This window comes from Kribbella sp. NPDC049227, from assembly GCF_043197265.1.
In the GTDB taxonomy this organism is placed as follows: Bacteria; Actinomycetota; Actinomycetes; order Propionibacteriales; family Kribbellaceae; genus Kribbella.
Window position 1 is genome coordinate 603,759 of record NZ_JBICST010000003.1, and the last position, 24,084, is coordinate 627,842.

Annotated in this window: 19 protein-coding genes; 17 read left to right on the plus strand and 2 right to left on the minus strand. The window is 68.6% G+C overall.

All coding sequences use genetic code 11. The features are described from left to right. The first annotated feature begins 14 nt into the window (after nt 1–14). The 16 genes from ACGFH6_RS15120 (at nt 15) to ACGFH6_RS15195 (ending at nt 20,483) form a co-directional block, all read left to right on the plus strand. On the plus strand, nt 15–977 hold the full coding sequence (locus ACGFH6_RS15120) for a bifunctional riboflavin kinase/FAD synthetase (protein WP_393383976.1): 963 nt from the start codon (nt 15–17) through the stop codon (nt 975–977). Nucleotides 978–1,093: 116 nt separating this feature from the next. Then, nucleotides 1,094–1,366, plus strand: a complete 273-nt coding sequence (gene rpsO, locus ACGFH6_RS15125) for a 30S ribosomal protein S15 (protein WP_131351575.1) — start codon at nt 1,094–1,096, stop codon at nt 1,364–1,366. 272 nt (nt 1,367–1,638) lie between these two features. Further along, nucleotides 1,639–3,876: a polyribonucleotide nucleotidyltransferase gene (locus ACGFH6_RS15130; RefSeq protein WP_393384827.1), complete on the plus strand. Its 2,238-nt coding sequence runs from the start codon at nt 1,639–1,641 to the stop codon at nt 3,874–3,876. After that, nucleotides 3,873–5,186 carry a M16 family metallopeptidase gene (locus tag ACGFH6_RS15135; protein ID WP_393383978.1) on the plus strand — a complete coding sequence of 438 codons (1,314 nt, stop codon included), beginning with the start codon at nt 3,873–3,875 and terminating at the stop codon, nt 5,184–5,186. The genes ACGFH6_RS15130 and ACGFH6_RS15135 overlap by 4 nt, the downstream gene beginning before the upstream one ends. Before the next feature lie 63 nt (nt 5,187–5,249). Further along, complete coding sequence (locus ACGFH6_RS15140; protein WP_393383980.1) at nt 5,250–6,635, plus strand: FAD-binding oxidoreductase; 1,386 nt, start codon at nt 5,250–5,252, stop codon at nt 6,633–6,635. Between the two features lie 154 nt (nt 6,636–6,789). After that, nucleotides 6,790–8,499: an ATP-binding cassette domain-containing protein gene (locus tag ACGFH6_RS15145; RefSeq protein WP_393383981.1), complete on the plus strand. Its 1,710-nt coding sequence runs from the start codon at nt 6,790–6,792 to the stop codon at nt 8,497–8,499. Nucleotides 8,500–8,879: 380 nt separating this feature from the next. After that, nucleotides 8,880–10,460, plus strand: coding sequence for an ABC transporter substrate-binding protein (locus ACGFH6_RS15150; protein ID WP_393383983.1), 1,581 nt, complete (start codon nt 8,880–8,882; stop codon nt 10,458–10,460). Next, entirely contained in the window at nt 10,457–11,383 is a 927-nt protein-coding gene (locus tag ACGFH6_RS15155; RefSeq protein WP_131351586.1) for an ABC transporter permease, read from the plus strand. The genes ACGFH6_RS15150 and ACGFH6_RS15155 overlap by 4 nt, the downstream gene beginning before the upstream one ends. Further along, nucleotides 11,376–12,269: an ABC transporter permease gene (locus tag ACGFH6_RS15160; protein WP_393383985.1), complete on the plus strand. Its 894-nt coding sequence runs from the start codon at nt 11,376–11,378 to the stop codon at nt 12,267–12,269. Before ACGFH6_RS15155 ends, ACGFH6_RS15160 begins: the two co-directional genes overlap by 8 nt. Beyond that, nucleotides 12,266–13,267 carry an ABC transporter ATP-binding protein gene (locus ACGFH6_RS15165; RefSeq protein WP_393383987.1) on the plus strand — a complete coding sequence of 334 codons (1,002 nt, stop codon included), beginning with the start codon at nt 12,266–12,268 and terminating at the stop codon, nt 13,265–13,267. The genes ACGFH6_RS15160 and ACGFH6_RS15165 overlap by 4 nt, the downstream gene beginning before the upstream one ends. Continuing rightward, complete coding sequence (locus ACGFH6_RS15170) at nt 13,267–14,271, plus strand: ABC transporter ATP-binding protein (RefSeq protein ID WP_393383989.1); 1,005 nt, start codon at nt 13,267–13,269, stop codon at nt 14,269–14,271. Before ACGFH6_RS15165 ends, ACGFH6_RS15170 begins: the two co-directional genes overlap by 1 nt. Further along, nucleotides 14,271–14,708: a GNAT family N-acetyltransferase gene (locus ACGFH6_RS15175; protein WP_393383991.1), complete on the plus strand. Its 438-nt coding sequence runs from the start codon at nt 14,271–14,273 to the stop codon at nt 14,706–14,708. Before ACGFH6_RS15170 ends, ACGFH6_RS15175 begins: the two co-directional genes overlap by 1 nt. A 24-nt stretch (nt 14,709–14,732) precedes the next feature. After that, nucleotides 14,733–16,574, plus strand: coding sequence for a hypothetical protein (locus ACGFH6_RS15180; protein WP_393383993.1), 1,842 nt, complete (start codon nt 14,733–14,735; stop codon nt 16,572–16,574). Between the two features lie 62 nt (nt 16,575–16,636). After that, nucleotides 16,637–17,383, plus strand: coding sequence for a 4-hydroxy-tetrahydrodipicolinate reductase (gene dapB, locus ACGFH6_RS15185; RefSeq protein WP_393383994.1), 747 nt, complete (start codon nt 16,637–16,639; stop codon nt 17,381–17,383). Next, nucleotides 17,384–17,839, plus strand: coding sequence for a hypothetical protein (locus ACGFH6_RS15190; protein ID WP_393383996.1), 456 nt, complete (start codon nt 17,384–17,386; stop codon nt 17,837–17,839). 130 nt (nt 17,840–17,969) lie between these two features. After that, on the plus strand, nt 17,970–20,483 hold the full coding sequence (locus ACGFH6_RS15195) for an ATP-binding protein (RefSeq protein ID WP_393383998.1): 2,514 nt from the start codon (nt 17,970–17,972) through the stop codon (nt 20,481–20,483). 477 nt (nt 20,484–20,960) lie between these two features. Here the strand turns inward: ACGFH6_RS15195 and ACGFH6_RS15200 are convergent, their stop codons facing one another. Beyond that, nucleotides 20,961–22,697 carry an alpha/beta hydrolase gene (locus tag ACGFH6_RS15200; RefSeq protein ID WP_393384000.1) on the minus strand — a complete coding sequence of 579 codons (1,737 nt, stop codon included), beginning with the start codon at nt 22,695–22,697 and terminating at the stop codon, nt 20,961–20,963. A 163-nt stretch (nt 22,698–22,860) separates the two neighbouring features. Between ACGFH6_RS15200 and ACGFH6_RS15205 the strand changes: the two genes are divergently transcribed. Then, nucleotides 22,861–23,433, plus strand: coding sequence for a DinB family protein (locus tag ACGFH6_RS15205; protein ID WP_393384002.1), 573 nt, complete (start codon nt 22,861–22,863; stop codon nt 23,431–23,433). Here ACGFH6_RS15205 and ACGFH6_RS15210 read toward each other — a convergent pair whose 3' ends face one another. Then, nucleotides 23,434–24,039 (minus strand): GNAT family N-acetyltransferase, encoded by a 606-nt coding sequence (locus tag ACGFH6_RS15210; RefSeq protein ID WP_393384004.1) that lies wholly within the window; start codon nt 24,037–24,039, stop codon nt 23,434–23,436. It abuts the gene before it with no gap. Nucleotides 24,040–24,084: the final 45 nt, after the last annotated feature.

Below are 24,084 nucleotides of genomic sequence, written 5' to 3' on the forward strand. Positions count from 1 at the left end.
GGAATCCTGCTGTCATGCGTGTCTGGCACGGTTTGGACGAGGTGGGTGCGGATTTCGGCCCATCGGTCGTCACCATCGGCAACTTCGACGGCGTGCACCGGGGTCACCAGGAGGTGCTCGCGCACGCCAAGGCGCGGGCGGCCGAGCTGGGTGGACTGCCGGTGGTCGCGCTCACCTTCGACCCGCACCCGATGGTGGTGCTGCGGCCGGACCGGGCGCCGCTGATGCTCAGCGAGCCCGAGGAGCGGGCGGCGCTGCTGGGCAAACACGGCGCCGACGCCGTCCTGATCCTCCCGTTCAACAGGGACGTGTCCAGTTGGCCGCCGGAGGAGTTCATCGACCGGGTGCTGGTCCGGACGCTGCACGCCAAGGCGGTCGTGGTCGGGGAGAACTTCCGGTTCGGCCACAAGGCGGCCGGGCACGTGGACACGCTCGTCGCCGCCGGTGCCGAGGCCGGCTTCCAGGTGGAGGGTCTGAGCCTGGCCGGCGACGAGCAGCCGTGGTCGTCGACGTACACGCGGGAGCGGATCGCCGAGGGTGACGTGGAGGCGGCGGCCAAGGCGCTCGGGCGCCCGCTGCGCGTCACCGGCGTGGTCGTCGAGGGCGACAAGCGCGGCCGCGAGCTGGGCTACCCGACGGCGAACATCCCCGCCGACCCACTGGCCGCGGTCCCGCTGGACGGTGTGTACGCGGGCTGGCTGACCGTCCTCGAGCCCGTCCCCGGCGCTCCGGCGTACGACGAACCGCTGCCGGCGGCGATCAGCGTCGGCAGCAACCCGACGTTCGACGGTGTGGACCGCAGGGTGGAGTCCTACGTGCTCGACCGCGACGACCTGGAGCTGTACGGCGCCCGGATCGCGGTGGATTTCGTGGCCCGGCTGCGCGGCAGCCAGATCCGGTTCGACTCGATCGACGAGCTCCTGGTGCAGATGAAGGCCGACGTCGACGGCGCGCGTCGCATCTTGACAGGGAATTAGGGTGACGCGTCCACGGACTGATACGCTGGCTGCTGCCGTCTGAACGGCCGCGGACAGAGAGTGCTCGGGTGAAGAATGCCCCGGTGCGCCGCGCAACGGAAATCGAGAGGAACTCTGTGTCATCTGTTGATGCTGCAACGAAGAAGAAGATCATCGGTGAGTACGCCCTGACCGAGGGTGACACCGGGTCTCCTGAGGTCCAGGTGGCGCTGCTGACGCACCGCATCGCCGACCTGACCGAGCACCTCAAGGAGCACAAGCACGACCACCACAGCCGTCGTGGCCTGCTGCTGCTCGTCGGCCAGCGCCGCCGGCTGCTGAACTACCTGGCGAAGAAGGACATCAACCGCTACCGGTCCCTGATCGAGCGGCTCGGCCTTCGCCGATGACGTCGCGAGGAGCGGCCCCCGAGTCCCGGGTGGCCGCTCCTGGCGTATTCGTGCTCAGGCACGAGCTCAACAACTGAATACATAGCAACACCGACGAACGAGGCGACGCGAAGCGCGTGGCGGGAGGACGACCGGTCCTCGGTAGTGGCTTTCGGGAGAACTCACAGTTCACCCGCGGGCCTCGATCGAAGACCGGCACCCCGGTAGCTCGCGCCTCGCTGTCGTCCACAGTGAGAGAGGGGTATCCCGTGACGGGATCCACCGGTACGCCCATGGAGGGCACCGAATTCGCCGAGGCCGTGCTGGACAACGGCAGCTTCGGCACCCGCACCATCCGCTTCGAGACGGGCCGTCTGGCCCAGCAGGCCGCCGGCTCCGCCGCCGCCTACCTCGACGGCGACACGATGGTGCTGTCGGCCACCACGGCCAGCAAGAAGCCCAAGGACCAGTTCGACTTCTTCCCGCTGACGGTCGACGTCGAGGAGCGGATGTACGCCGCGGGCCGGATCCCCGGCTCGTTCTTCCGCCGGGAGGGCCGTCCGTCGGAGGAGGCCATCCTGACCTGCCGGCTGATCGACCGCCCGCTGCGGCCGTCGTTCGTGTCCGGCCTGCGCAACGAGATCCAGGTCGTCATCACGGTCCTGGCGCTCAACCCCGACAAGTTGTACGACGTCCTCGCGATCAACGCCGCGTCGATGTCGACCCAGCTCGCGGGCCTGCCGTTCTCCGGCCCGATCGGTGGCGTCCGCGTCGCCCTGATCGACGGCCAGTGGGTGGCCTTCCCGACCCACACCGAGCTCGAGGACGCGGTCTTCGACATGGTGGTCGCGGGCCGGGTCACCGAGACCGGTGACGTCGCGATCATGATGGTCGAGGCCGAGTCGACCCCGGGCACCTTCGAGAAGGTCGCCGCCGGAGTCCAGGCGCCGACCGAGGAGATCGTCGCCGCGGGCCTGGAGGCCTCCAAGACCTTCATCAAGACCCTGGTCGAGGCGCAGGCCGACCTGGCCGCGCGGGCCGCGAAGCCGACCGGTGAGTTCCCGGTCTTCCCGGACTACGCCGACGACGCGTTCGCTGCGGTCGAGGCCGCCGCGTCCGAGGAGCTGGCGCAGGCGCTGACCATCGCCGGCAAGCACGAGCGCGAGGACGCCACCGACGCGGTCAAGGCCGCCACGGTGGACAAGCTGGCCGCCGACTTCGAGGGCCGCGAGAAGGAGCTGTCCGCGGCGTTCCGGTCGCTGACCAAGAAGCTGGTCCGGCAGCGGGTGCTGAAGGACAAGATCCGCATCGACGGCCGCGGGCTGGCCGACATCCGGCCGCTCAAGGCGCAGGTGCGGGTGCTGCCGCGGGTGCACGGTTCGGCGCTGTTCGAGCGCGGCGAGACCCAGATCATGGGTGTCACCACGCTGAACATGCTCCGGATGGAGCAGCAGCTGGACACGCTGTCCCCGGAGACCCGCAAGCGCTACATGCACAACTACAACTTCCCGCCGTACTCGACCGGTGAGACCGGCCGGGTGGGTTCGCCGAAGCGCCGCGAGATCGGTCACGGCGCGCTGGCCGAGCGGGCCCTGGTGCCGGTGCTGCCGTCCCGCGAGGACTTCCCGTACGCGCTGCGCCAGGTCTCCGAGGCGCTCGGTTCGAACGGGTCCACCTCGATGGGTTCGGTCTGCGCCTCCACCCTGTCGCTGCTGTCCGCCGGTGTGCCGCTGAAGGCCCCGGTCGCCGGTATCGCGATGGGCCTCATCTCCGGTGAGGTCGACGGCGAGACGCAGTACGTCGCGCTGACCGACATCCTCGGCGCCGAGGACGCGTTCGGCGACATGGACTTCAAGGTCGCCGGCACCAAGGACTTCGTCACCGCCCTGCAGCTGGACACCAAGCTGGACGGCATCCCGGCCAGCGTGCTCGCGGGTGCGCTGACCCAGGCCAAGGACGCGCGGCTGACGATCCTGGACGTGATGGCCAAGGCCATCGACGCGCCGGGTGAGATGAGCGAGTTCGCGCCGCGGGTCATCTCGGTGAAGGTCCCGGTCGACAAGATCGGCGAGGTCATCGGCCCGAAGGGCAAGATGATCAACCAGATCACCGAGGACACCGGCGCCGACATCTCGATCGAGGACGACGGCACCGTCTACATCGGCGCGACCGACGGTCCGTCGGCCGAGGCGGCCCGGGCCGCGATCAACGCGATCGCGAACCCGACCATGCCGGAGAAGGGTGAGCGCTACCTGGGCACGGTCGTGAAGACGACCAACTTCGGTGCGTTCATCAGCCTGCTGCCGGGCAAGGACGGCCTGCTGCACATCAGCAAGCTGCGTGGCCTGGCCGGTGGCAAGCGGGTCGAGGCGGTCGAGGACGTGCTCTCGGTCGGCCAGAAGCTGCAGGTCGAGATCGCCGAGATCGACGACCGCGGCAAGCTCTCCCTGATCCCCGTCCTCGATGATGAGGCCGAGAAGTCGAAGGGCTCCGCCGAGGAGAAGAAGGCAGAGGCCGAGTCCGCCGAGTGACCCGAGCGATCACCAGCACACTGCTGAGCCCGGAGGCGGGCGGTCCGGTGAAACGGACCGTCCTGCCCTCCGGGCTTCGCGTGCTGACCCAGTCCGTGCCGGGCTTCCGCTCGGTCACCTTCGGCGTGTGGGTCGGCGTCGGCTCCCGGGACGAGCCGGAGCAGTTGGCCGGCGCGACGCACTTTCTCGAACACCTGCTGTTCAAGGGCACCGAGCGCCGCGACGCGCTGGAGATCTCCTCCGCGATCGATGCGGTCGGTGGCGAGATGAACGCGTTCACCGGCAAGGAGTACACCTGCTACTACGCGCGGGTGCTCGACTCCGATCTGCCGCTTGCCGTCGACGTCATCTGCGACATGATCACCTCCGCCACCCTGACGAGCGAGGACGTCGAGAGTGAGCGCGACGTCATCGACGAAGAGATCGCGATGCACGCCGACGAGACGTCGGACCACATCCACGATCTGTTCGCGGAGCAACTGTGGGGCAGGTCGCCTCTCGGCCGCTCGATCACGGGGACGCCGGAGTCGGTCGCGGGACTGTCCCGCCAGCAGGTGGTGGGCTGGTACCGCCGCCGCTACAAGCCGGCCAACATCGTCGTCTCGGTCGCCGGCAACGTCGACCACACGGACGTCGTTCGCCTTGTTCGTAAGGCGTTCGAGCGCCACTGGGTCACCACCGAGGCCGAGCCGGCCCCGGTACGCCGGCCGATCGCCAAGCAGGTGCCGATGTACGGCGGGGTGCGCGTGCACCACCGTGAGGCAGAGCAGGCGCACCTGGTCCTCGGCATGCCGGGTCTGGTCCGCAGCGACGCCCGCCGGTACGTGGCCGGCGTACTGCACGGGATCGTCGGTGGCGGCATGTCGTCGCGGCTGTTCCAGGAGGTCCGGGAGAAGCGCGGCCTGGCGTATTCGGTCTTTACGTTCGGCTCGGCGTACGCGGACTCCGGGATGGTCGGGGTGTACGCCGGGTGCCTGCCGAAGAAGGCCAGCGAGGTGCTCGACGTGGTCCGGTCCGAGCTGCAGGCGATTGCCAGCGGCAACATTACGCCGGACGAGCTGCTCCGCGGCAAGGGCCAGATGCGCGGCTCGGTCGTGATGGGCCTGGAGGACACCGGCGCCAAGATGACCCGGATCGCCAAGGCCGAGCTCGTGTACGGCGAACTGCCCACCGTCGACGAGATCCTGCACCGGATCGACTCCGTCACCCTCGACGACGTCTCCGCACTCGCCGCCGATCTCTACGCCGGCACCCCGGCTCTCACCGTGATGGGCCCGTTCGACGAGGACAGCTCGGCCTTCGCGGTCTGAGGTTCCCCCCTCGACAGTCCCGCGGCACAGGAGCAGACTGGCGAGCTGGGAGGGGGTCCCAGCATGACCACGACAACTACATCGGCAACACAAGCACTGGCCGACGACTTCCGCGGTGACCTGGTTGCTCCGGGCGATCCGTCGTACGACGAGCAGCGGAAAGTCTGGAACGGATCGATCGATCGACGGCCCGCACTCATCGCCCGCTGCACCGGAGCCGCCGACATCCGGGCCGCGCTGGCGTTCGCTCGCCGGACCGGCCTGCAGGTGGCGGTCCGCGGCGGCGGCCACAGCTTCCCGGGCCACTCGACCTGCGACGGCGGCATTCTGATCGACCTCGGACGGATGAAGGGGATCCGGGTCGATCCGGTTCGCCGTACGGCGCGTGCGCAGGCGGGTGTCCTGCTCGGCGAGTTGGACCGCGAGACGCAGGCCTTCGGTCTGGCCACGCCGTCCGGGATCGTCACGCACACCGGGGTCGCCGGACTCACGCTCGGCGGCGGGATCGGCTGGCTGATGCGGAAGTACGGGCTGAGCATCGACAACCTGATCTCGGCCGACGTGATCACCGCCGAGGGCGAGCTGGTGACCGCGAGTGAAGACGCCAACGGGGATCTGTTCTGGGGGATCCGTGGTGGCGGCGGGAACTTCGGCATCGTCACCGAGTTCGAGTTCCGGCTGCATCCGGTCGGACCGATCATCTACGGCGGCCCGATCATGTGGCCGATGGAGAAGTCGCCGGATCTGATGCGGTTCTACCGCGACTGGATCACCGACGTACCCGACGACCTCACCACCGCGGTGATGCATCGGTGGATCCCGCCGCTACCGGCGATTCCGGCCGAACTGCACGGCCGCCCGGTGGTGGTCGTGCTGGCCTGCTACGCCGGTTCGGTCGAGGAGGGCGAGCGCGTCGTGGCGCCGCTCAAGGCGTTCGCACCGCCGCTGCTGGACCTGTGCGCGCCGAAGCCGTACGTCGACCTGCAGTCGATGTTCGACCCGAGCTTCCCGCACGGCCGGTGGTACTACATGCGGTCGTCGGACGTCACCGAACTGTCCGACGAGGTGATCGACATCGCCGCCGCGCGCGGGATGGCGATCGACTCGCCGTACACGTCGTACCCGATCTTCCAGCTCGGCGGCGCCATCTCCCGGGTGAGCCCGGACAGTACGGCGTTCGGCGCGCGATCGAGCGGGCACACGTTCAACTTCGTCGGAGTGACGCTCGGTCCGGACGGGTTCGAGGAGCAGCGGCAGTGGGTCCGCGACTCGTGGCAGGCGCTCGAGCCGCATCAGTCCGGCGTCTACGTCAACTTCCTGAGCGACGAGGGCACCGACCGGATCCGGTCCGCCTACGGCGCCACGACGTACGACCGGCTGAAGGACCTCAAACAGAAGTACGACCCGGGCAACCTGTTCCACCTGAACCAGAACATCCGGCCCCACTGAGCGATAAGGTGACCGATGTTGTGTCGCGTCACCACGTGATCTGCCTCTGGATCCCTCGCTGAACGGGATCGCACGCACTTGACGGCCGACGTGCCGCACCGCGCTGGATCGACCCCAGCGCGGTTTGGCCTGCCGTCTGCGAAAGAGGATCACCGTGCTCGCTCCGCTGTGGGATGCGGTCCGCACCGCCCGCGAATCCCTGTCCGACGCCGTCCGGGTCGCACCGGGCTGGTTGCTGTTCTACTCGGCTCTCGTCCTCGGCCAGGCCGTCCTTCCGGGCGCCCAGGTCGTCCTGCTGCGAAGCCTGATCGAGGGCCTGGACCGGGGCCACGCCTGGCTGCCGTTGATCGGGCTCACGGCGGTCGTGGGCCTGATGTATCCGCTCGCGCAGGTGGCGACCGGCTGTGGCCAGCGGATGATGCTGCGGTTGAGGTTGCACTACCGCGCCGAGCTCGCGCAGGTCGCGGCCCGGCTGAGCCCGAGCCGCCTGGCCCGCCCGGACGTGACGACGGATCTGGAGGCCGCCCAGTCGGCGACGTGGCCGATGGCCGACGTGCCCGGACGACCGGTCCAGGTGCTGGGCGCGGGCGTGACCTCGGTGGTGCTGTGCGCGGCGATCTGGTCGATCAATCCGTGGTCCGGAGGACTCGTGCTCGCCGCGCTCGTACCGACGGTGGTCGCGTTCACGGCCATCGCGCGGATGGAGTCCGCGAAGTGGCCGAAGGTCGCGGAGAAGGACCGCGTCGCCGGGTATGCCACCGAACAGCTCATCCAGCAGCGTCCCGCGACCGAGCTGGCCGCCCTCGGCTCCGGCGTCAAGGTCGCACGGCTGGTCGCCGAACGCCGGGCCGGCGCGACCCGGATCCAGGACGGGATGATCGGGACGGCCATGACGGCGGAGCTCGCGGCGGCGGTCGCGACCGTCCTGCTGTTCGGCGGCGCGCTGGTCGCCCTGGTGCTCGGCGGGGCGACCGGGGGAGCGGCTGCCGCGGCCGTTGCCGGAACCATCTCCGGACTGAACGCGATCCGGCTGTGCGGTTACGCGTTCGGCACGATCGTCACGACCGCGCCGCAGGCCCGGATCTATCGCCGGTTCGTCCGGAGCGCTCCCGAGCGGGAGCCGCAGCTCGTCGTACCGAGGGTCGAATCTGTTGCCCTGGACAACATCACCTTCCGCTATCCGGGCGCGCCGGAACCAACCCTGCGGGACGTGTGTATCGAGGCACGGCGTGGTGAGCTCGTCGCCCTGGTCGGCCTGAACGGGGCCGGCAAGTCGACCGCGGTCAATCTCCTCGTCGGCAGCCTGGCGCCGGATACCGGACGGGTGCTGATCGACGGCCGGGACGCCGCGGAGCTGAGCGAGAGCGAGCGGCTCGGGCACTTCGGCCTGCTCGTGCAGGAGTTCGGGCGGTTCGAGTTCACGCTCCGCGATGCTGTCGGCCTCGGTTCACCGGAGCCGGTGTCCGATGACGAGATCCGGGCCGCGCTGGCGGGCACCTTCGCGGCGGACGTTCCGCTCGGCACGCAGTTGGGCCAGCAGTGGGGCGGCACCGGAATCTCCGGCGGGCAATGGCAACGGCTCGCGCTGGCGCGGATCCGGCTGCGGAACGCCGGTGTGTGGACCCTCGACGAGCCCACGTCGGCGATCGACGCGGAGGCCGAGCGGGAGATCTTCGCCGAGCTCCGGCGCAGCAGCCACAGCCGCATCACGATCGTGGTCTCGCACCGCGCCTGGACCCTGACGGAGATGGACCGCATCTACGTCATCGACGCCGGCTCGGTCGTCCAGCAGGGCACGTATCCGGAGCTGATGGCCCAACCGCACGGCCGCTTCGCGCGACTGTTCGCAGCACAACCGGACTGAGCAGACCGGCTGCTCTCGTGCTCGGGTACGGCGCTCGGCCACAGCGTGCGTGGGGACGGACACTCAGTGCACTCGTGGCCGGATTGGCCGCGACGCGGTGACTGAGCATTTGTGAGCACCTGAGGTTTGGCCGAGATCTGACGTGACGTCTGATGACTCGTCGCGCTTATCGGATTAAGGTAGCCCAGGTTTGCCCACGGGATCACTGGTCGTCTGAGGTCTTGGGAAAGTAACGCCTGCGTTACGCGCCGCCGCTTTGCGCCTGACAACGTTGACATGCGCAGTTTCGACCAGAGAGCATGACGCTTGATCCGCCCGCCTAGCGGCGCTTTGCCGAGGAAGTTGGTTCGACCGTGCGACGTCTGACTGGGGTTGTGGGGGTGACAGTCGGCCTTGCGCTGTTGCTGTCCTCCTGTGGTGACGGCAAGAGCAGCAGTGGCTCTGGTTCCGGGGACAAGAGCGAGATCATCGCGATCGCCGCCGACCCGCTGGAGTACATCAACCCGCTGAACGAGAACGGCAGCCCGGGGATCCAGGTCGCGATGGCGATGTTCGCGCCGCTGGTGACCACGGACCCGAACACGGGCAAGCTGCAGAACGTGATGGCGGACTCGATCACGCCCGACAAGACCAGCCAGACCTGGACGATCAAGCTGAAGCCCGGGAACACCTTCCAGAACGGCCAGGCGCTGACCGCCAAGGACTACGTCGACAGCTGGAACATGACCGCGCAGGGCTCGAACGCCTGGAAGAACAACGGCTTCTTCTCCAAGGTCGACGGGTACGACGCCCTGAACCCGCCGACCCCGGACGGCGCTACCCCGAAGCCGACCTCGGTGAAGACGCTGAGCGGACTGAAGCAGGTCGACGACCTGACCTTCACGGTCAAGCTCAAGGTGCCGTTCTCGCAGTTCGGGCTGACGCTGCAGTACTTCGGCCTGGCGCCGCTGCCGGAGGAGGTCCGCAAGAACCCGGACGCCTACAAGCGCAAGCCGATCGGCAACGGGCCGTACAAGATGGCGGCCGACTGGAACGCCGGTGACGACATCAAGCTGGCCAAGTGGGACGGCTACAAGGGCCCGAACGCGCCCGAGGCGCAGTCCATCACCTACCGCTTCATCCCGAACGCGGACACGGCGTACAACGAGTTCCTGGCCGGCAACGTGGACTTCGTCGACGTACCCCCGACCAAGGTGAAGACCTTCAAGACCGACGCCCCCGACGGCTGGGTCACGGCGGTCAGCTCCGGCGCCAACTACCTGGTCATCCCGGCCTGGGACGCGCGGTACAAGAACCCGAAGCTGCGGCACGCGTTCTCGATGGCGATCGACCGGAAGGCGTTCGCGGACCTGGTCGGGCTGTCCGACCCGGCCAAGGGCCTGATCGCGCCCGACATCGACGGCTACCGCGACAACGCCTGCAAGTACTGCGACTACGACCCGGCCAAGGCCAAGCAGTTGCTGCAGGAGGCGGGCGGGTTCTCCGACCCGGTCATGATCAGCTACAGCACCACGTCGGCGACCGGCCAGATCTTCGCCGAGGCGATCGGCAACATGCTGCGGCAGAACCTCGGCCTGACCGTGAAGTACGCCGGCAAGGCGGGCTCGGACATCACCACGCTGGCCGACACCCGCAAGCTGGACGGCCTGCGGTTCGGCGGCTGGGGACACGACTACCCGTCGATCGAGGACTACCTGACGCCGATGTTCAAGTCCAGCGGCGACGCGAACTTCGCCGGCTACAACAACCCGGCGCTGGACGCCCTGCTGGCCAAGGGTGACGCCGAACCCGACCAGGAGAAGGCGATCAAGATCTACCAGCAGGCCGAGGACATCGCGCTCGAGGACATGCCGCTGATCCCGCTGTACACCAAGTCGAACGCGTACCTGCACTCGGCCAAGATCGAGCCGCGCGTCTCGAAGTACGTCGGGGTGTCGGCCCTCTACGCCACGTTCAAGTGATCCGGTTCATCCTGCGCCGCATCCTGGCGGCGATTCCGATCGGACTGATCGTCACGCTGGGGGTCTTCGCGCTCGTCTTCGCGATGCCCGGGGACCCCCTGCGGGAACTGGCCGGCGACAAGCCGATCCCGGCCGCCGTCCTGGCGGCCAAGCGGGCCCAGTACCACCTCGACGATCCCTTCATCGTCCAGTACCTGCTGAGCATGAAGGACATGTTCACCGGCCACTTCGGTACGACGTTCGCCGGTGCGGACATCGCCGACCAGTTGCGGCTGCGGATCCCGGTCACCCTGAAGCTGGCCACCCTGGGCCTGGTCTTCCAGTGGATCGCGGGCCTGCTGTTCGGCCTGTACGCCGGCTTCAAGCGCAACGGCGTGATGGACAGGTTGTTGCTGCTGGCAACACTCGTGGTGCTCGCGGTGCCGGGGCTGGTGCTCTACTTCACCGGTCAGTACCTGTTCGGCGTCGAGCTGAAGTGGCTGCCGGTCTCCGGCACCCGGGACGGCTGGCCGATGTCGTACCTGCTGCCGGCGATTTGCATCGGCATCACCGGGTTCGCCGGGCTGGCCCGGCTGACCCGGACGTCGATCGTCGACACCGCGAACTCCGACTTCGTCAAGACCGCGCGGGCCAAGGGTCTCGGCGAGCAGCGCATCCTGTGGCGGCACGTGCTGCCGAACGCACTGCTGCCGGTGGTGACGCTGATGGGCATCGACTTCGCCGGCATCTTCGCCGGCGCGGTGCTGGCGGAGAGCATCTTCAACCTGCCCGGGCTCGGCCAGTTCATGTTCCAGGCGATCAAGCTGAAGGAGGGTGGTGTGGTGGTGCTGCTGTCCACCCTCGCGTTCCTGATGTTCATCCTGATCAACCTGGCCGTCGACGTGATCTACGGCGCGATCGATCCGAGGGTGCGCAATGTCTGAGACCTCGCAGGTCTTCGGGGCCGAGACGCAGGACCTCGAAGGCCGGACCCTGTCGAACACCCAACTGCTCCGGGCGTTGCTGCGCAAACCGCAGTTCGTCATCTGCCTGGCGCTGGTGCTGACGTTCTTCCTGATGGCCGCGGTGCCGCGGTTGTTCACCTCGGTCGACCCGCACTTCTGTGCGCTCGCCAAGAGCGCGCGCAGCCGCGAGCCGGGGCACCCGTTCGGCTTCGACATCCAGGGCTGCGACTACTTCGCCAACGTGATCTACGGTGCCCGGCCGTCGGTGCTGGTCAGCCTGGTCGCCGGCATCGGCGGGTTCGTGGTGGCCGGCATCCTCGGCCTGCTGGCCGGCTACTTCCCGGGGCTGGTGGACACCGCGATCTCGCGGGTCGCGGACGTGTTGTTCGCGCTGCCGGGCCTGATCGCGCTGATCGTGATCCTGAACTCGGTGCCGAACCGCAGCATCTGGATCATCGTCGCGATCATCCTGGTGACCGGGTGGCCGCAGGGGATGCGGGTGATGCGCTCCACGGTGTTCTCGGTCCGCAACCGCGAGTACGTACTGGCGGCCCGGTCGGTCGGGGTGCCACCGCTGCGGATCCTGCGCAAGCACGTGTTCCCGAACGCGATGGCGCCGCTGCTCGCGATGACCACGCTCGGCATCGGCGGCCTGATCGGGCTGGAGGCCGTGCTGACCTTCCTCGGCGTCGGCCTGCAACCGCCGTCGATCTCCTGGGGATCGCAGTTCGGCGTGGCCGCGTCGTACCGGGAATCCCCCCACCTGTTCCTCTGGCCGGCGTTGTTCATCTCGACGATGACGATCTCGTTCATGATCATCGGCGACTCGATCCGCGACGCCCTGGACCCGAAGTTGCTGCGATGACGACAACTGGTGAAGTACTGCTGAAGGTCGACGACCTGACCGTCGAGTTCGACACCCCGCACGGCCCGGTCCGGGCCGTCGACGGAGTGTCCTGGCAGGTCCGGGCCGGCGAGACGCTGGCGATCCTGGGGGAGTCCGGGTCGGGAAAGAGCGTCTCGACCCAGGCGCTGACCGGGATCCTGGAGATGCCGCCCGGCCGGATCGTCTCGGGTACGGCGGAGTACCGCGGCGCCGACCTGATCGCGATGACCGTGAAGGAACGCCGCAAGATCGTCGGCGACCGGATCACGATGGTGTTCCAGGACTCGCTGTCGGCCCTGAACCCGGTGCAGTCGGTCGGGACCCAGATCGCCGAGTGCTATCGGGTGCACCGCGGCCTGTCGAAGTCGGACGCGCTGAAGCGGGCGGCCGAGATGCTCGATCAGGTACGGATCCCGGCCGCGGCGCGACGGGTGCGCGACTACCCGCACGAGTTCTCCGGCGGCATGCGGCAGCGGGTGATGCTGGCGATGGCGCTCGCGCTGGATCCCGACGTACTGATTGCGGACGAACCGACGACCGCGCTCGACGTGACCGTGCAGGCGCAGATCCTGGAGTTGATCGCGGATCTGCAGGCTGAGCGGGACATGGGCGTCGTGCTGATCACGCACGACCTCGGCGTGGTGTCGGACGTCGCGGACAACGTGGTGGTGATGTACGCCGGCCATGTCGTCGAGCGGGCATCGACCGCGGAAGCGCTGGACCATCCCGTGCATCCGTACACCGAAGGTCTGCTCGGCTCGATGCCGTCGGCGGACCTGAAGGGCCAGGAACTGCCGACGATCCCCGGCACGCCGCCGTCGCTGCGGGCAATCCCGTCCGGATGCGCGTTCCGGACCCGGTGCCCGATGGCGATCGACGACTGTGCCAAGGAGATCCCGCCGTTGCTCACCGTCGCACCAGGACGAGACGCCGCGTGCATCCTTCGTACGTCCATCTCCGAGCGGGAGGCGGTCTGATGGCCGAAGAGTTGCTGGTGGCAACGGATCTGGTGAAGCACTACGACATCAGCCCGGCGCTGTCGTTCGGCGCCAAGACACTGGTCCGAGCCGTCGACGGCGTGGATCTGACGCTGCGCAAGGGCGAGTCGCTCGGCATCGTCGGCGAGTCCGGCTGTGGCAAATCGACGCTGGTCCGGCTGCTCGCCGCCCTGGAGAAGCCGACCTCGGGCCGGATCGAGTACAACGGCGTCGACGTGAGCAGACTGCGCGGCAGGGAACTGCGCCGGTGGCGCCAGAACGTGCAGGTGGTGTTCCAGGATCCGTACTCGAGCCTGAACCCGCGGATGCGCGTCGGCGAGATCGTGGCCGAGCCGCTGGAGGTTCACCCCGACGTCTCGAAGGGCATGGACATCCGGGCCCGGGTGCGCGAGTTGCTCGACCTGGTCGGCCTGCGGGCCGAGGACGAGTCGAAGTTCCCGCACCAGTTCTCCGGCGGGCAGCGGCAACGGATCGGGATCGCGCGGGCGATCGCGCTCAACCCGGACGTGCTGCTGTGCGACGAGCCGGTGTCCGCACTGGACCTCTCGGTCCAGGCGCAGGTGGTGAACCTGCTGATGCGGCTGCAGCGTGAGCTCGGTCTCAGCATCATCTTCGTCGCCCACGACCTGTCCGTGGTCCGGCACGTCTCGGACCGGGTCGCGGTCATGTACCTGGGCCGTGTCGCCGAGCTGGGCGAGCACCAGCAGGTGTACGACGTACCCGCGCATCCGTACACGCAGGCACTGCTGTCGGCAGAGCCCGGTCTGGCTCGGCAGGGCCGCCAGCGCATCGTTCTGGCCGGTGATCCGCCTTCCCCTGTCCTGCCGCCGTCGGGCTGCCGCTTCCACACTCGCTGTCTCCGTGCGCAGTCACGCTGTAGCACTGAGGAACCACAACTGCGGGACCTCACCTCCGGCCAGACCGTCGCCTGCCATTTCGCCGAGGAAGCGCAGACCGCCTACGCCTCCGCGGCCTCGGTCTGATGCTGGTCGACCCCCGGCCATCGGACGATCCGGCGCTGACCTTGCTGCTGGACCTCGCCCTGAAGGAGCTGTTCACCCGGTACCCGGACAGCCCCTCGACCCACTGGGTCGATCCGGCCACCAGCTTCCTCGTCGCGCTGGAAGACGGTGACGGGCTTGGCTGCATCGGACTGATGCCGGTGCAGGACGGGATCGGCGAGATCAAGCGGATGTTCGTGCACGAGGAGCACCGCGGCCGCGGGATCGCCCGGCGGCTGGTGGCGTCGGTCGAGGCGGTGGCCAGGCACCGGGGTGCGACGGCGATCCGCCTCGCCACAGGCACCCGCCAGCCGGAGGCGGTCGCCCTCTACGAATCGCTCGGTTACCAGCAGACCTCGCCGTACGGGAAGTACGTTCACGATCCGCTGGCGCGGTGCTACGCGAAACGGCTTACCTGACGGCGATGGCCTAGGGTGGCCGCCGTGAAGGGAAGGACGAGCGACCCGACGGGTGCGCTGCCTGGGCGTTCGGTGGTGCTCGCCGGGGTGGTCGTGGTGGCGGGAGCGTTGGCCGCGTGGTGGATCCTGACCGCGGTCCGGGCCGCGAACGAGGGGTTCGACATCACCGACGAGGGCTACTACCTGCTGTCGTATCGGTGGTGGGCCCAGAATTCGCTGGCGTTGACCGGGGTGCAGTACCTGTACGGGCCGGTGTTCCAGTGGCTCGGGTACGACGTCGTCAGCCTGCGGCTGTTCCGGTTGCTGACGCTGGTCGTGGTCCACCTTCTGTTCGGCTACAGCTTCATGCGCTGGTTGCGCGGCCGCCGGCCGAATGCGGCGCCGACGAAGCTGTGGGAGCTGGCCGGGATGGCCGTCATCCTCGCCGCGGGTGGGGTGTCGTACACCTGGATGCCGCAGTCGCCCGGCTACAACGACGTGATCCTGATCGGCACGTTCACGTTGGTCTCGTGTGTGCTGTGGATGGCGACCGCGGTCGACCGGTGTAAGCCGGCGCCCTTCTGGGTGCTGATGGTCGCCGGTGTCGTGATCGCCGCGATGCTGCTGGCGAAGTGGACGTCGGTCGTGGTGATCGCCCTGGCCGTGATCGCCGCGTTGGTCGTACTGGCCGGGCAGGGCGTGAAGGCCGTTGCCCGAGGCATCGGCTTCGCGATCGCCGGGATCGCACTCACCGCGCTGGTCGTGCAACTGTTCGTGATCAAGTTGAACGTCGCGGTGCCCGGCATCATGACCGTGAACAGGTTCATCGCGGGAACGTCGTACTCGCCGACCGAGCTGTTGCACATGTATTGGTCCACCGCCGTCGACCTTCTCGGCCAGACTCTCCGCGACCACTGGCCCCTCCTGGTCGCCGCCGTGATCGCGGTGATCGCCCGCCGGCGCTGGCTCCAGGCCGTCGCTGCGGTCCTCGCCGTGGCCGCCCTGGTCCTCTCGGTACGACGGGTTGTCGTCGACGACGCTGCGATCGGTGGCTCGGCGCATGTGTTCGACTACCCGGTGACCCTGCTGGCCGCCGTACTGGTGGCACTGGTGGTTGCCGTCGCGGCGTTGATCGCCGGACGAGTGCAGCTCACCGGGCGGTCGGTGCTGAGCCGCGAGAACGCCCGCGGCTGGGTGGTGCTCGCGCTGCTCGCGGTGTTGCCGATGGTGCAGGCGTTCGGGACGAACAACCCGCTCTACGTCATCGGGTTCAACGCGTTCGGCGCGTGGGCCGCGGTGATGATCGCGGTGGTGACCGGGATCTGGGCGACGCCGATCACCGCGCGGCTGCTCGTCGGGCTCGTCACGGTCGCATCGCTGGTCGCCGTCGCGTCACTCTCGTACACCGGCCTGTTCCTGTACCCGTACCGGTCGAAGGGTCACGCCGACCTGACCGTGGCGGCGACCATGCCGCCACTGAAGGGCCTCTACCTCGACGAGACCGCGGCGCAGAACTACACCGCGCTCAAGGCCCAACTGGGGCCGTACCTGAAACCTGCCGGGCGCCCGATGCTGGCGTTCGACAAGATGGCCGGGCTGGTCCTGATGCTGGGTGGCAAGCCGGTCGGCGAAGCCTGGGTCGCGCCGAAGGAACGGCCGCGGACAGCCGCCGGCATCGAGGAGGTCTGCCAGAAGGGCCGGCCCTGGAGCCCTGGCCGGGCGCCGATCATCATCCTCAACCGCCGCATCTCCGATGTCGAGATCACTGCCCTGCACGCGTGCCGGCTGGACTTCCGGGCCGACTACGAACTGCTCGCGCCGGCCAAGGACACCATGAATCTGCAGGTCTACGTCCCGCGCCGCGAGCGCGTCGTCAAGACACCGTGACGGCCTCGCCGGGGCCGGATGAGATCCTGTAGCCCTTCGACCACACAGCTGAGAGGGTGCGGATGATCAAGGTCGGTGTGCTGGGGGCCAAGGGCAAGATGGGCGCTCAGACGTGCCTCGCGGTGGAGGAGGCCGAGGACTGCGAGCTGGTCGCGCGGCTCGACCTGGGCGACGAGCTCGAGCAGCTGACCGCGGCCGGCGCGCAGGTGGTGGTCGACTTCACCCGGCCCGAGGTGGTGATGCGCAACCTGGCCTGGTGCATCGAGCACGGGGTCAATGCGGTCGTCGGCACCACCGGGTTCGACGACGAGCGGCTGGCCACGCTCCGCGGACTGCTGGAGAAGAACCCGGGCACCGGCGTACTGATCGCGCCCAACTTCTCCATCGGCGCTGTGCTGATGATGCAGTTCGCCGCCAAGGCCGCGCGGTACTACGAGTCCGTCGAGATCATCGAGCTGCACCACCCGGACAAGGTCGACGCTCCTTCGGGGACGGCACGTCGTACCGCCGAGCTGATCGGCGCCGCGCGGCGTGAGGCCAACGCCGGCCCGATCCCGGATGCGACCACCACCTCGCTGGACGGTGCCCGCGGTGCGGACGTCGACGGGATCCGGGTGCACGGCATCCGGCTGCGCGGCCTGGTCGCGCACCAGGAGGTCCTGTTCGGCGACACCGGCGAGACGCTGACGATCCGGCACGACTCGATGGCGCGGGTCTCGTTCATGGCCGGGGTACTGCTCGGTGTGCGGCGGATCGGCGGCACGCCCGGGCTCACCGTCGGACTCGAACACTTCATGGACCTCGACTAGGTGAACGCCAAGCGTGCGGCGATCGTGCTCGCGGCGGTCTTCGTCGCGTACGCCGCTCTGCTCGGCTGGCGCGGGGTGTTGCTGATCGGAACGGGCGACCCGATCGCGGTCGGACTCGGAATCGCGGTCCTGGTGATCCCGGTGCTCGGTGCGTTCCTGGTCTGGCGGGAGTTGCAGTTCGGTCGTCGTACCGAGGTCCTTGCGCGGGAGCTGGAGTCGACCGGCGGCCTGCCGGTCGACGACCTCCCACGCCGTCCGTCCGGGCGGATCGATCGCGTGGCCGCGGACGAGGCGTTCGAGAAGTACAAGGCCGAGGCGGAGGCTGCGCCGGGGGACTGGCGGGTGTGGTTCCGGCTGTCGACGGCGTACGACGCGGCGGGTGATCGCCGGCGCGCCCGCGCCACCATGCGGACCGCGATCGCACAGCATGAAGCGCATGAAAAGCCGGTGAACTGACCGGGAGTTACCTGCGAGTTGGCTGTGAAGGACGCCGCGTTAACTGACAACGCGGTGTGGAACGGGATACTTTCAAGGGAAGTGCGTGGCAACCGCCACGTACAGGTCGGAGACAGGGTGGAGCCGTCCTGTGCCATCAGACGGGTCTCGCCGCGGCTCGGACGACATGCAGAGCGCGGGGTTCGGCGGTTTGCTGCGACGGCATCGGCGAGAGGCCGGGCTGTCCCAGGAGGGACTGGCCGAGCGCGCCGGTCTGAGTGTCGATGCGATCGCGGCCTTGGAGCGGGGACGTCGGCGTGCGCCGCGAGCACATACGTTGCGGCTGCTCGCGGATGCGTTGCGTCTCGAGGATCCGGAGCGCGCGCAACTCACCGCGGCCGCGCGCCGCGACACCGAGTCGCCCCGGCCGCCGATGCGTCAGCCGCCCGCGCCGCCGAACAACCTGATCGGCCGCACCACCGAAATGACCGCAACCAAACGTTTGCTGGGTCAGCGCATCACCCGCCTGCTGACGCTGACCGGTCCCGGTGGAGTCGGCAAGACCCGCATCACCGCCGCCCTGGCGAACGAGCTGACGGACAGCTTCCAGGACGGGGTCTGCTGGGTCCCGCTGGCGACACTGACCGACCCCGCCGCCGTCATCCCGGCGGTCGCCGCATCGGCCGGACTGCACCCGATGGACGGCAACCGGCTGGCGGAGGAGATCGCCGAGCAGATCGGCCGGAACCAGATGTTGCTGGTCTTCGACAACTGCTCCCATGTCGTCGCGGCCGTCGGCCAGGTCTGTGCGGTGCTGCTCGAGAACTGCCCGAACCTGTCGATCCTCGCGTCCAGCCGGGAGTTGCTGCGGGTCCCCGGCGAGAGCGTGTACGTCGTGCCGGCGCTGGCTCTGCCGCATGACCAGGACCAGATCGAGTCGTCGGCGGCAGTGCGGTTGTTCGTCGAGCGGGCCGTCGCGCGGGGCTACGACCCGGACGGCGAACTCGACCAGGTCGCCCGGGTGGTCCGGCGTCTGGAGGGCATGCCGCTGGCCATCGAACTCGCCGCGGCCCGGACGAACGTGATGACCATCGAGGAACTGGCTGCCGAGTTGGAGACCTCGTTCGGCATCCTCGCCGGTGGTTCGCGGACGGCGTCGCCGCGGCAGCAGTCGATGCGCGGCGCGATCGAGTGGAGCCACGATCTGCTCACGCCGACCGAGCGCGAGGTGTTCGCCCGGCTGTCCGTGTTCGTCGGCGGATGGACGTTGAGTGCTGCCGCGACGGTCATGTCAGGCCGGGCCTCGCCGGGTCCGCAGGAGCGCGCCGAGGCACTCGACCTCACCGGACGCCTGGTGGACAAGTCGCTGATCCGCGTGATCCGGAGGCGCAACGTCGCGCGGTACTACATGCTCGCGGTGATCCGTGAGTTCGCCGCGGATCGCCTCGCCGCCGACGGCGTGGCAGAGGAAGCCAAGCAGCGGCACGCGCAGTTCTACGTCGCTCTGGCCGAAGAGTCGGAAGGGCAGCTGCGCGGTCCGAACCAGGAAGAGTGGCTCGAACGGCTCGACGCCGAGCTGGGCAATCTGCGGGCCGCCATGGCCTGGTCGCTGCGCACCAGTTCGGTCCGCGAGGCACTGCGGCTGTCCGGTGCGCTGTGGATGTTCTGCTACCTCCGCGGCCACTACGCCGAGGGCAGTCAATGGTTGGAGCGTGCGCTGACCCTTGCGGACAACGTGCCGGCCTCCGAGCTCGACGGACTGGGGCCGTTCTGTGCCAAGGCGAATCTGGGCGCCGGCATGCTCTCGTTCCTGCAGTGTGAGTACGACGCCGCGACGACCCGGCTGGAGACCGCGCTGACGCAGTACAAGGATCTCGACGACACGGCCGGTACGGCGCTGGTGATGCAGCGGCTGGGCGGTGTCGCGCGGGAGCGCGGTGACTACGAGGCCGCGGAGGACCTGTACTGCCAGAGCTACGACCTCTACGAGACTCTCGGCGACCGGTCGGGGATGGCGTGGGCGCACAACCACCTCGGGTTCGTGGCCTGGCTGCGCGGCGATCTGGACATCGGCGCTCGGCGGTGCCAACGGGCGCGGGACAGCTTCCGGATGCTGGGCGACGGTGAAGGGCTGGCGTGGTCACTGATCAGCCTCGGGACCATCGCGCAGTACCGCGGTGACCTGAACGGTGCCGAGGACCTGCTGCAGGAGAGCCTGGCGTTGTCGCAGCGGCTCGGATACCGCGAAGGGGTCGCCTGGTCGCTCAACCAGCTCGGCGGCATCGAGCGGCGCCGCGGCCTGACCGAGCGCGCGGTTCATCTCCTCGACGAGAGTCTGGCCGAGCATCGCGACCTTGGTGATCGGTGGCGGTCGGCCAGTGTGCTCGAGGAGCTCGCCGCCGTCGCCCAGCAGCGGGGGAGGAGCGAGTACGCCGCCTTCCTCCTCGGTGCCGCTGACGGGGTGCGGGAAGTGATCGGCGCACCGATTCCGGAGATCGAGAAGCCCGACTACCAGTCGACCCGGGCGGCGATCGAGGAGTCGCTGGAGCGGCGGGCGTTCCGGACCGCGTGGTCGGCAGGCCGGGCCGCACCGCTCGCCGCCGTCGCGGACGGCTATCCACCACCGGGATCGGCTTCCAGCCCGGACCACAGCGGCCGGCTCTGACCCTGGCTCTTACTCGGCTCGGGCTCTGATCCGGCCGGGCAAAACGAACCGATCAGCAGTCCACCAGGTCTGCTGATCGGAAGGTTGCCTCGCGGAGCACCACGACCTGGGGGATCGACGGTACCCCGCGAGGGATCTAGGGGCGCGGGATACGGACCCGGCCGGCTGTGTCTCTGTCTGACCCCCCAGGCAGTCCCCCCACCTCACAGCCGGCCGAAGCCGTGTGGCGAACGTCCGTGCCGTCGAGCCCTCCCGGTCGACGCCCCGTTCCTCCGCGCTGACTCAAGGTTGTCGAAATCACGCTGTGTCAGACAGGGACGGAACCCTGACATCGCCCTGACAAATATGTCCTGACAACGAAAGTCCCGGCCGGATTTCGCCGACGGTGATCGGGAACTGCCCGTGGGTAAGGGAAATCCCCCGGAATTCAGCGCATTTTCTTTGTCTCATCGGGCAGCACTCAAACGCTCGTCCGGATCAGTGCAGATATCCGGAGACCGCTTTCGTGAATCCCGCGATCCGGCGCAGCGGCGCGTTGCCGCCGTACTCCGGCTGTCCTGCGCCGGTGGCGGTCTCGTCGCCAGGGGTCGGCATCGACGGTGCCGGGATGCCGTGGCCGGCGCAGGTGACGTCCTGGGCCGGCGCCTTGCCGGTGGTGAGGAACGTGTTGACGATCTTGTCGGCGCACGCGTTCACACCGCCGTACACCCCGTGGTCGCCCTCGTGCGTGACGGTGACGAGCCGCGAGCCGGCGTACCGCTGGTGGGCGGAGACCGCGAGCTCGTAACCGGTCGCCGGGTCGTGGATCGACTGCACCATCAGCGTTGTGGGCAAGCCTTTGCCGGTCGGTTGCGGCATGGTCAGGTTCGGGCGGTTCCAGAAGAAGCACGGGTTCTGGTTCATCGTCCAGCCGACCAGCGGGTAGTGCGGGCCGAGTCGCGCTGCCAGTTGATCGCCGTACTCGCGACCCTGTGGCCAAGGAGTGTCGTTGCACGTGACTGCCGTGAAGGTCGCGTCCTCGGCGTCGTCCTCACCGACGACGCGACCCATCGGTGGCAGGCCGACGGTTCCCCGGGCGGCCCGTCGTACCAACTCGTGCTGGCGGGTCAGGGAGAGAGCGTCGACCTGATTCTGTGCGGCACGTGGACCGCCCTTTGCCTGGGCTGTGGAAAGGTCGCGCAGAAATGCCAGATCGATTGCCAACGAATAGAAATCAATCTTTGTATACATGTCCCCGGAGACGATCTGGTCCAGGGTGTTCTGGTCATAACTGATCTTCACCGTGCCGTCCAGGAACTCCTCGACCGCCGGCTGCTTTTTCAGGTCCCGCCGGAGGCGTTCGTAGGTCCGCAGTACGGCGCCGGCCGAGCTGCCCAGGTGCAGCTTGGAGTCGTACTTCGCGGCCCAGGTCGCGAAGTCCTCGCGGAACCGGCGCTCGAAGGCCTGCGGCTGGGCGGCGAACGTGTCCAGCCACGGCCGGGTGAAGTCGGTGTTCGAGTCCAGCACGAACCGGCCGACGTGCTCGGGGAAGTAGGTCTGGTAGTACGCGCCCATCCAGGTCCCACCGGAGTACCCGACGAAGTCGATCTTGTCGAAGCCGAGCAGTTGCCGGATCAGATCGAGGTCCTGCACGGTCTGCGCGGTGTTCACATACGGCAGCAGGCCGCGCGACTGCCGGTCGCAGTACGGCTGGCTGAGCTGCGACGCCGCGGCGACGAGAGCGAGATTGGCCGGGTCCCGGTCGCGGGCGTCCATCGTGTAGCCGGGCGCACCCTGGCAGGTGACGTTGGTGCTGTCGCCCGTGCCGCGCGGATCGAAGCCCACGGCGAGGAAGTCCTTCTGCAGCGGCGCCTGACTGGCCAGGTACGGCGCCATGCCGAGGCCTGCGCCACCCGGACCGCCCGGGTTGCCGAACACGACCCGGCTCGGCTTCCCCTTGGCCGGCGCGACCTTGCTGACCGCGAGCTGGATGTCGTTGCCCGAGTACTGGTTCGCCCAGTCGCGCGGCGCGGTGATCTTCGCGCAGTACGTCCGCAGCGACGGCTCGCCGCACTGCTTCCAGGCGGGTCTCTGCTTCAGGTATTTGTTGGCCACGGGATGCGGCCGGTCGACCGCCGTCGTCGCTTCGGTCGAGGCGGTCGCCCCCGATCCAGGGACGACGAGAACGGCGGCAGCGGAAATCCCCAGACCGACGGCCAGGGCGAGGTACTTCATGGAAACTCCAGCGAATGGCCTTGCGTAATCGGACCGTCGCAATCTGTCATGCCCGCCGTTCCCGGTCGAGCACCACCCCCGGCCGGTCGCGGATCCGCGAGGTGCTAAGGGGACTGTCGGTGCGGGCTTCTAGGGTTCTGCCCACCAGAGACGAGGAGACGTGATGGCCGGTTGTGGTGACCTACTGATCGGACAGCTGGAGTTCTACTGGGACGTCCACCTCTGGCCGCGTTTGCAGGGGTTGACCGACGAGGAGTACCTCTGGGAGCCGGTGGACGGGATGTGGTCGGTGCGGCCGGGCGACGACGGACAGATGGTCTACGAGCTGACGAACCCGGTGCCGGATCCACCTCCGCTGACTACGATCGCCTGGCGGATGGTGCACATCGGGGTCGGCTGTTTCGCGATCCGCGTGAACGCGTTCTTCGGTGATGGTCCGGACGACGCCGACATGTTCGATCCGCGGCACATCCCCGCCGAGGTCCCCGCGACCGCGGCCGACGGACTCGAGTTCCTGCGGCATTGGTACGGGCGCTGGCACGACTCGATCCGCGGCCTCGACAAGGACGCGTTGTGGAGCCCGCTGGGCCCGAAGGGCGCGTACTTCGCCGACGACCCGATGCTCGGCCTGATCACGCACATCAACCGCGAGGTCATGCACCACGGCGCCGAGATCTGCCTGCTCCGCGACCTGTACCGAGCCCAGGTGGGAAGCAACCACCGTGCTCGCGTTTGATCAGTCAGTGGGGCCGGGGTCGGTGTGGAGGCGGATCTGCTTGATGCGGACCGACTCGTCGCCGTACAGGTCGAGCTCGCGGTGGGCGCCGTCGGGGGCCCAGCCGGCCTCGGTGTAGAAGGCGCGCAGGACGTCGTCGGTGGAGTTGACCCAGACCGTGACGCGGCTGAAGCCGTCGGCGCGGATGGTGTCGACGACCGCGTTCAGCAGCCGGGAGCCGTGGCCGGTGCGGGTCGCGTCCGGCTGGACGGCGAGCTCGGCGATCAACGCATCGCGCTGTGGGTCCGCGTCCGGGTCGTCCGATGCAGTGATCGCGGCGAAGCCGACGAGCGTCCGGCCGGCCAGCGCGACCATCACCCGGTTGCGGGCCTCGCCCGGAGCGAGCAGCGCGGCCCGCCACTGAGCGGCGAACTGCGCGGGGTTGAGGTCGGCCAGCACGTCGGCCGGCAGCAGACCGGCGTACGACGCACGCCAGGCGGCGACCTGGATCTCGCCGATCTCGTTGGCCTCGGCCGGAAGGGCCAGCCGCACGCTCGTCTCCGCCACGGGGCTCTCACCGGAAAGCTCCGACAGGTTGGCGGGTTCCGGTACGCCGAAGTCACTCATATCCACAATCCTCGCAAGACAGTGTTGCCGGCCGGACACCAGGTC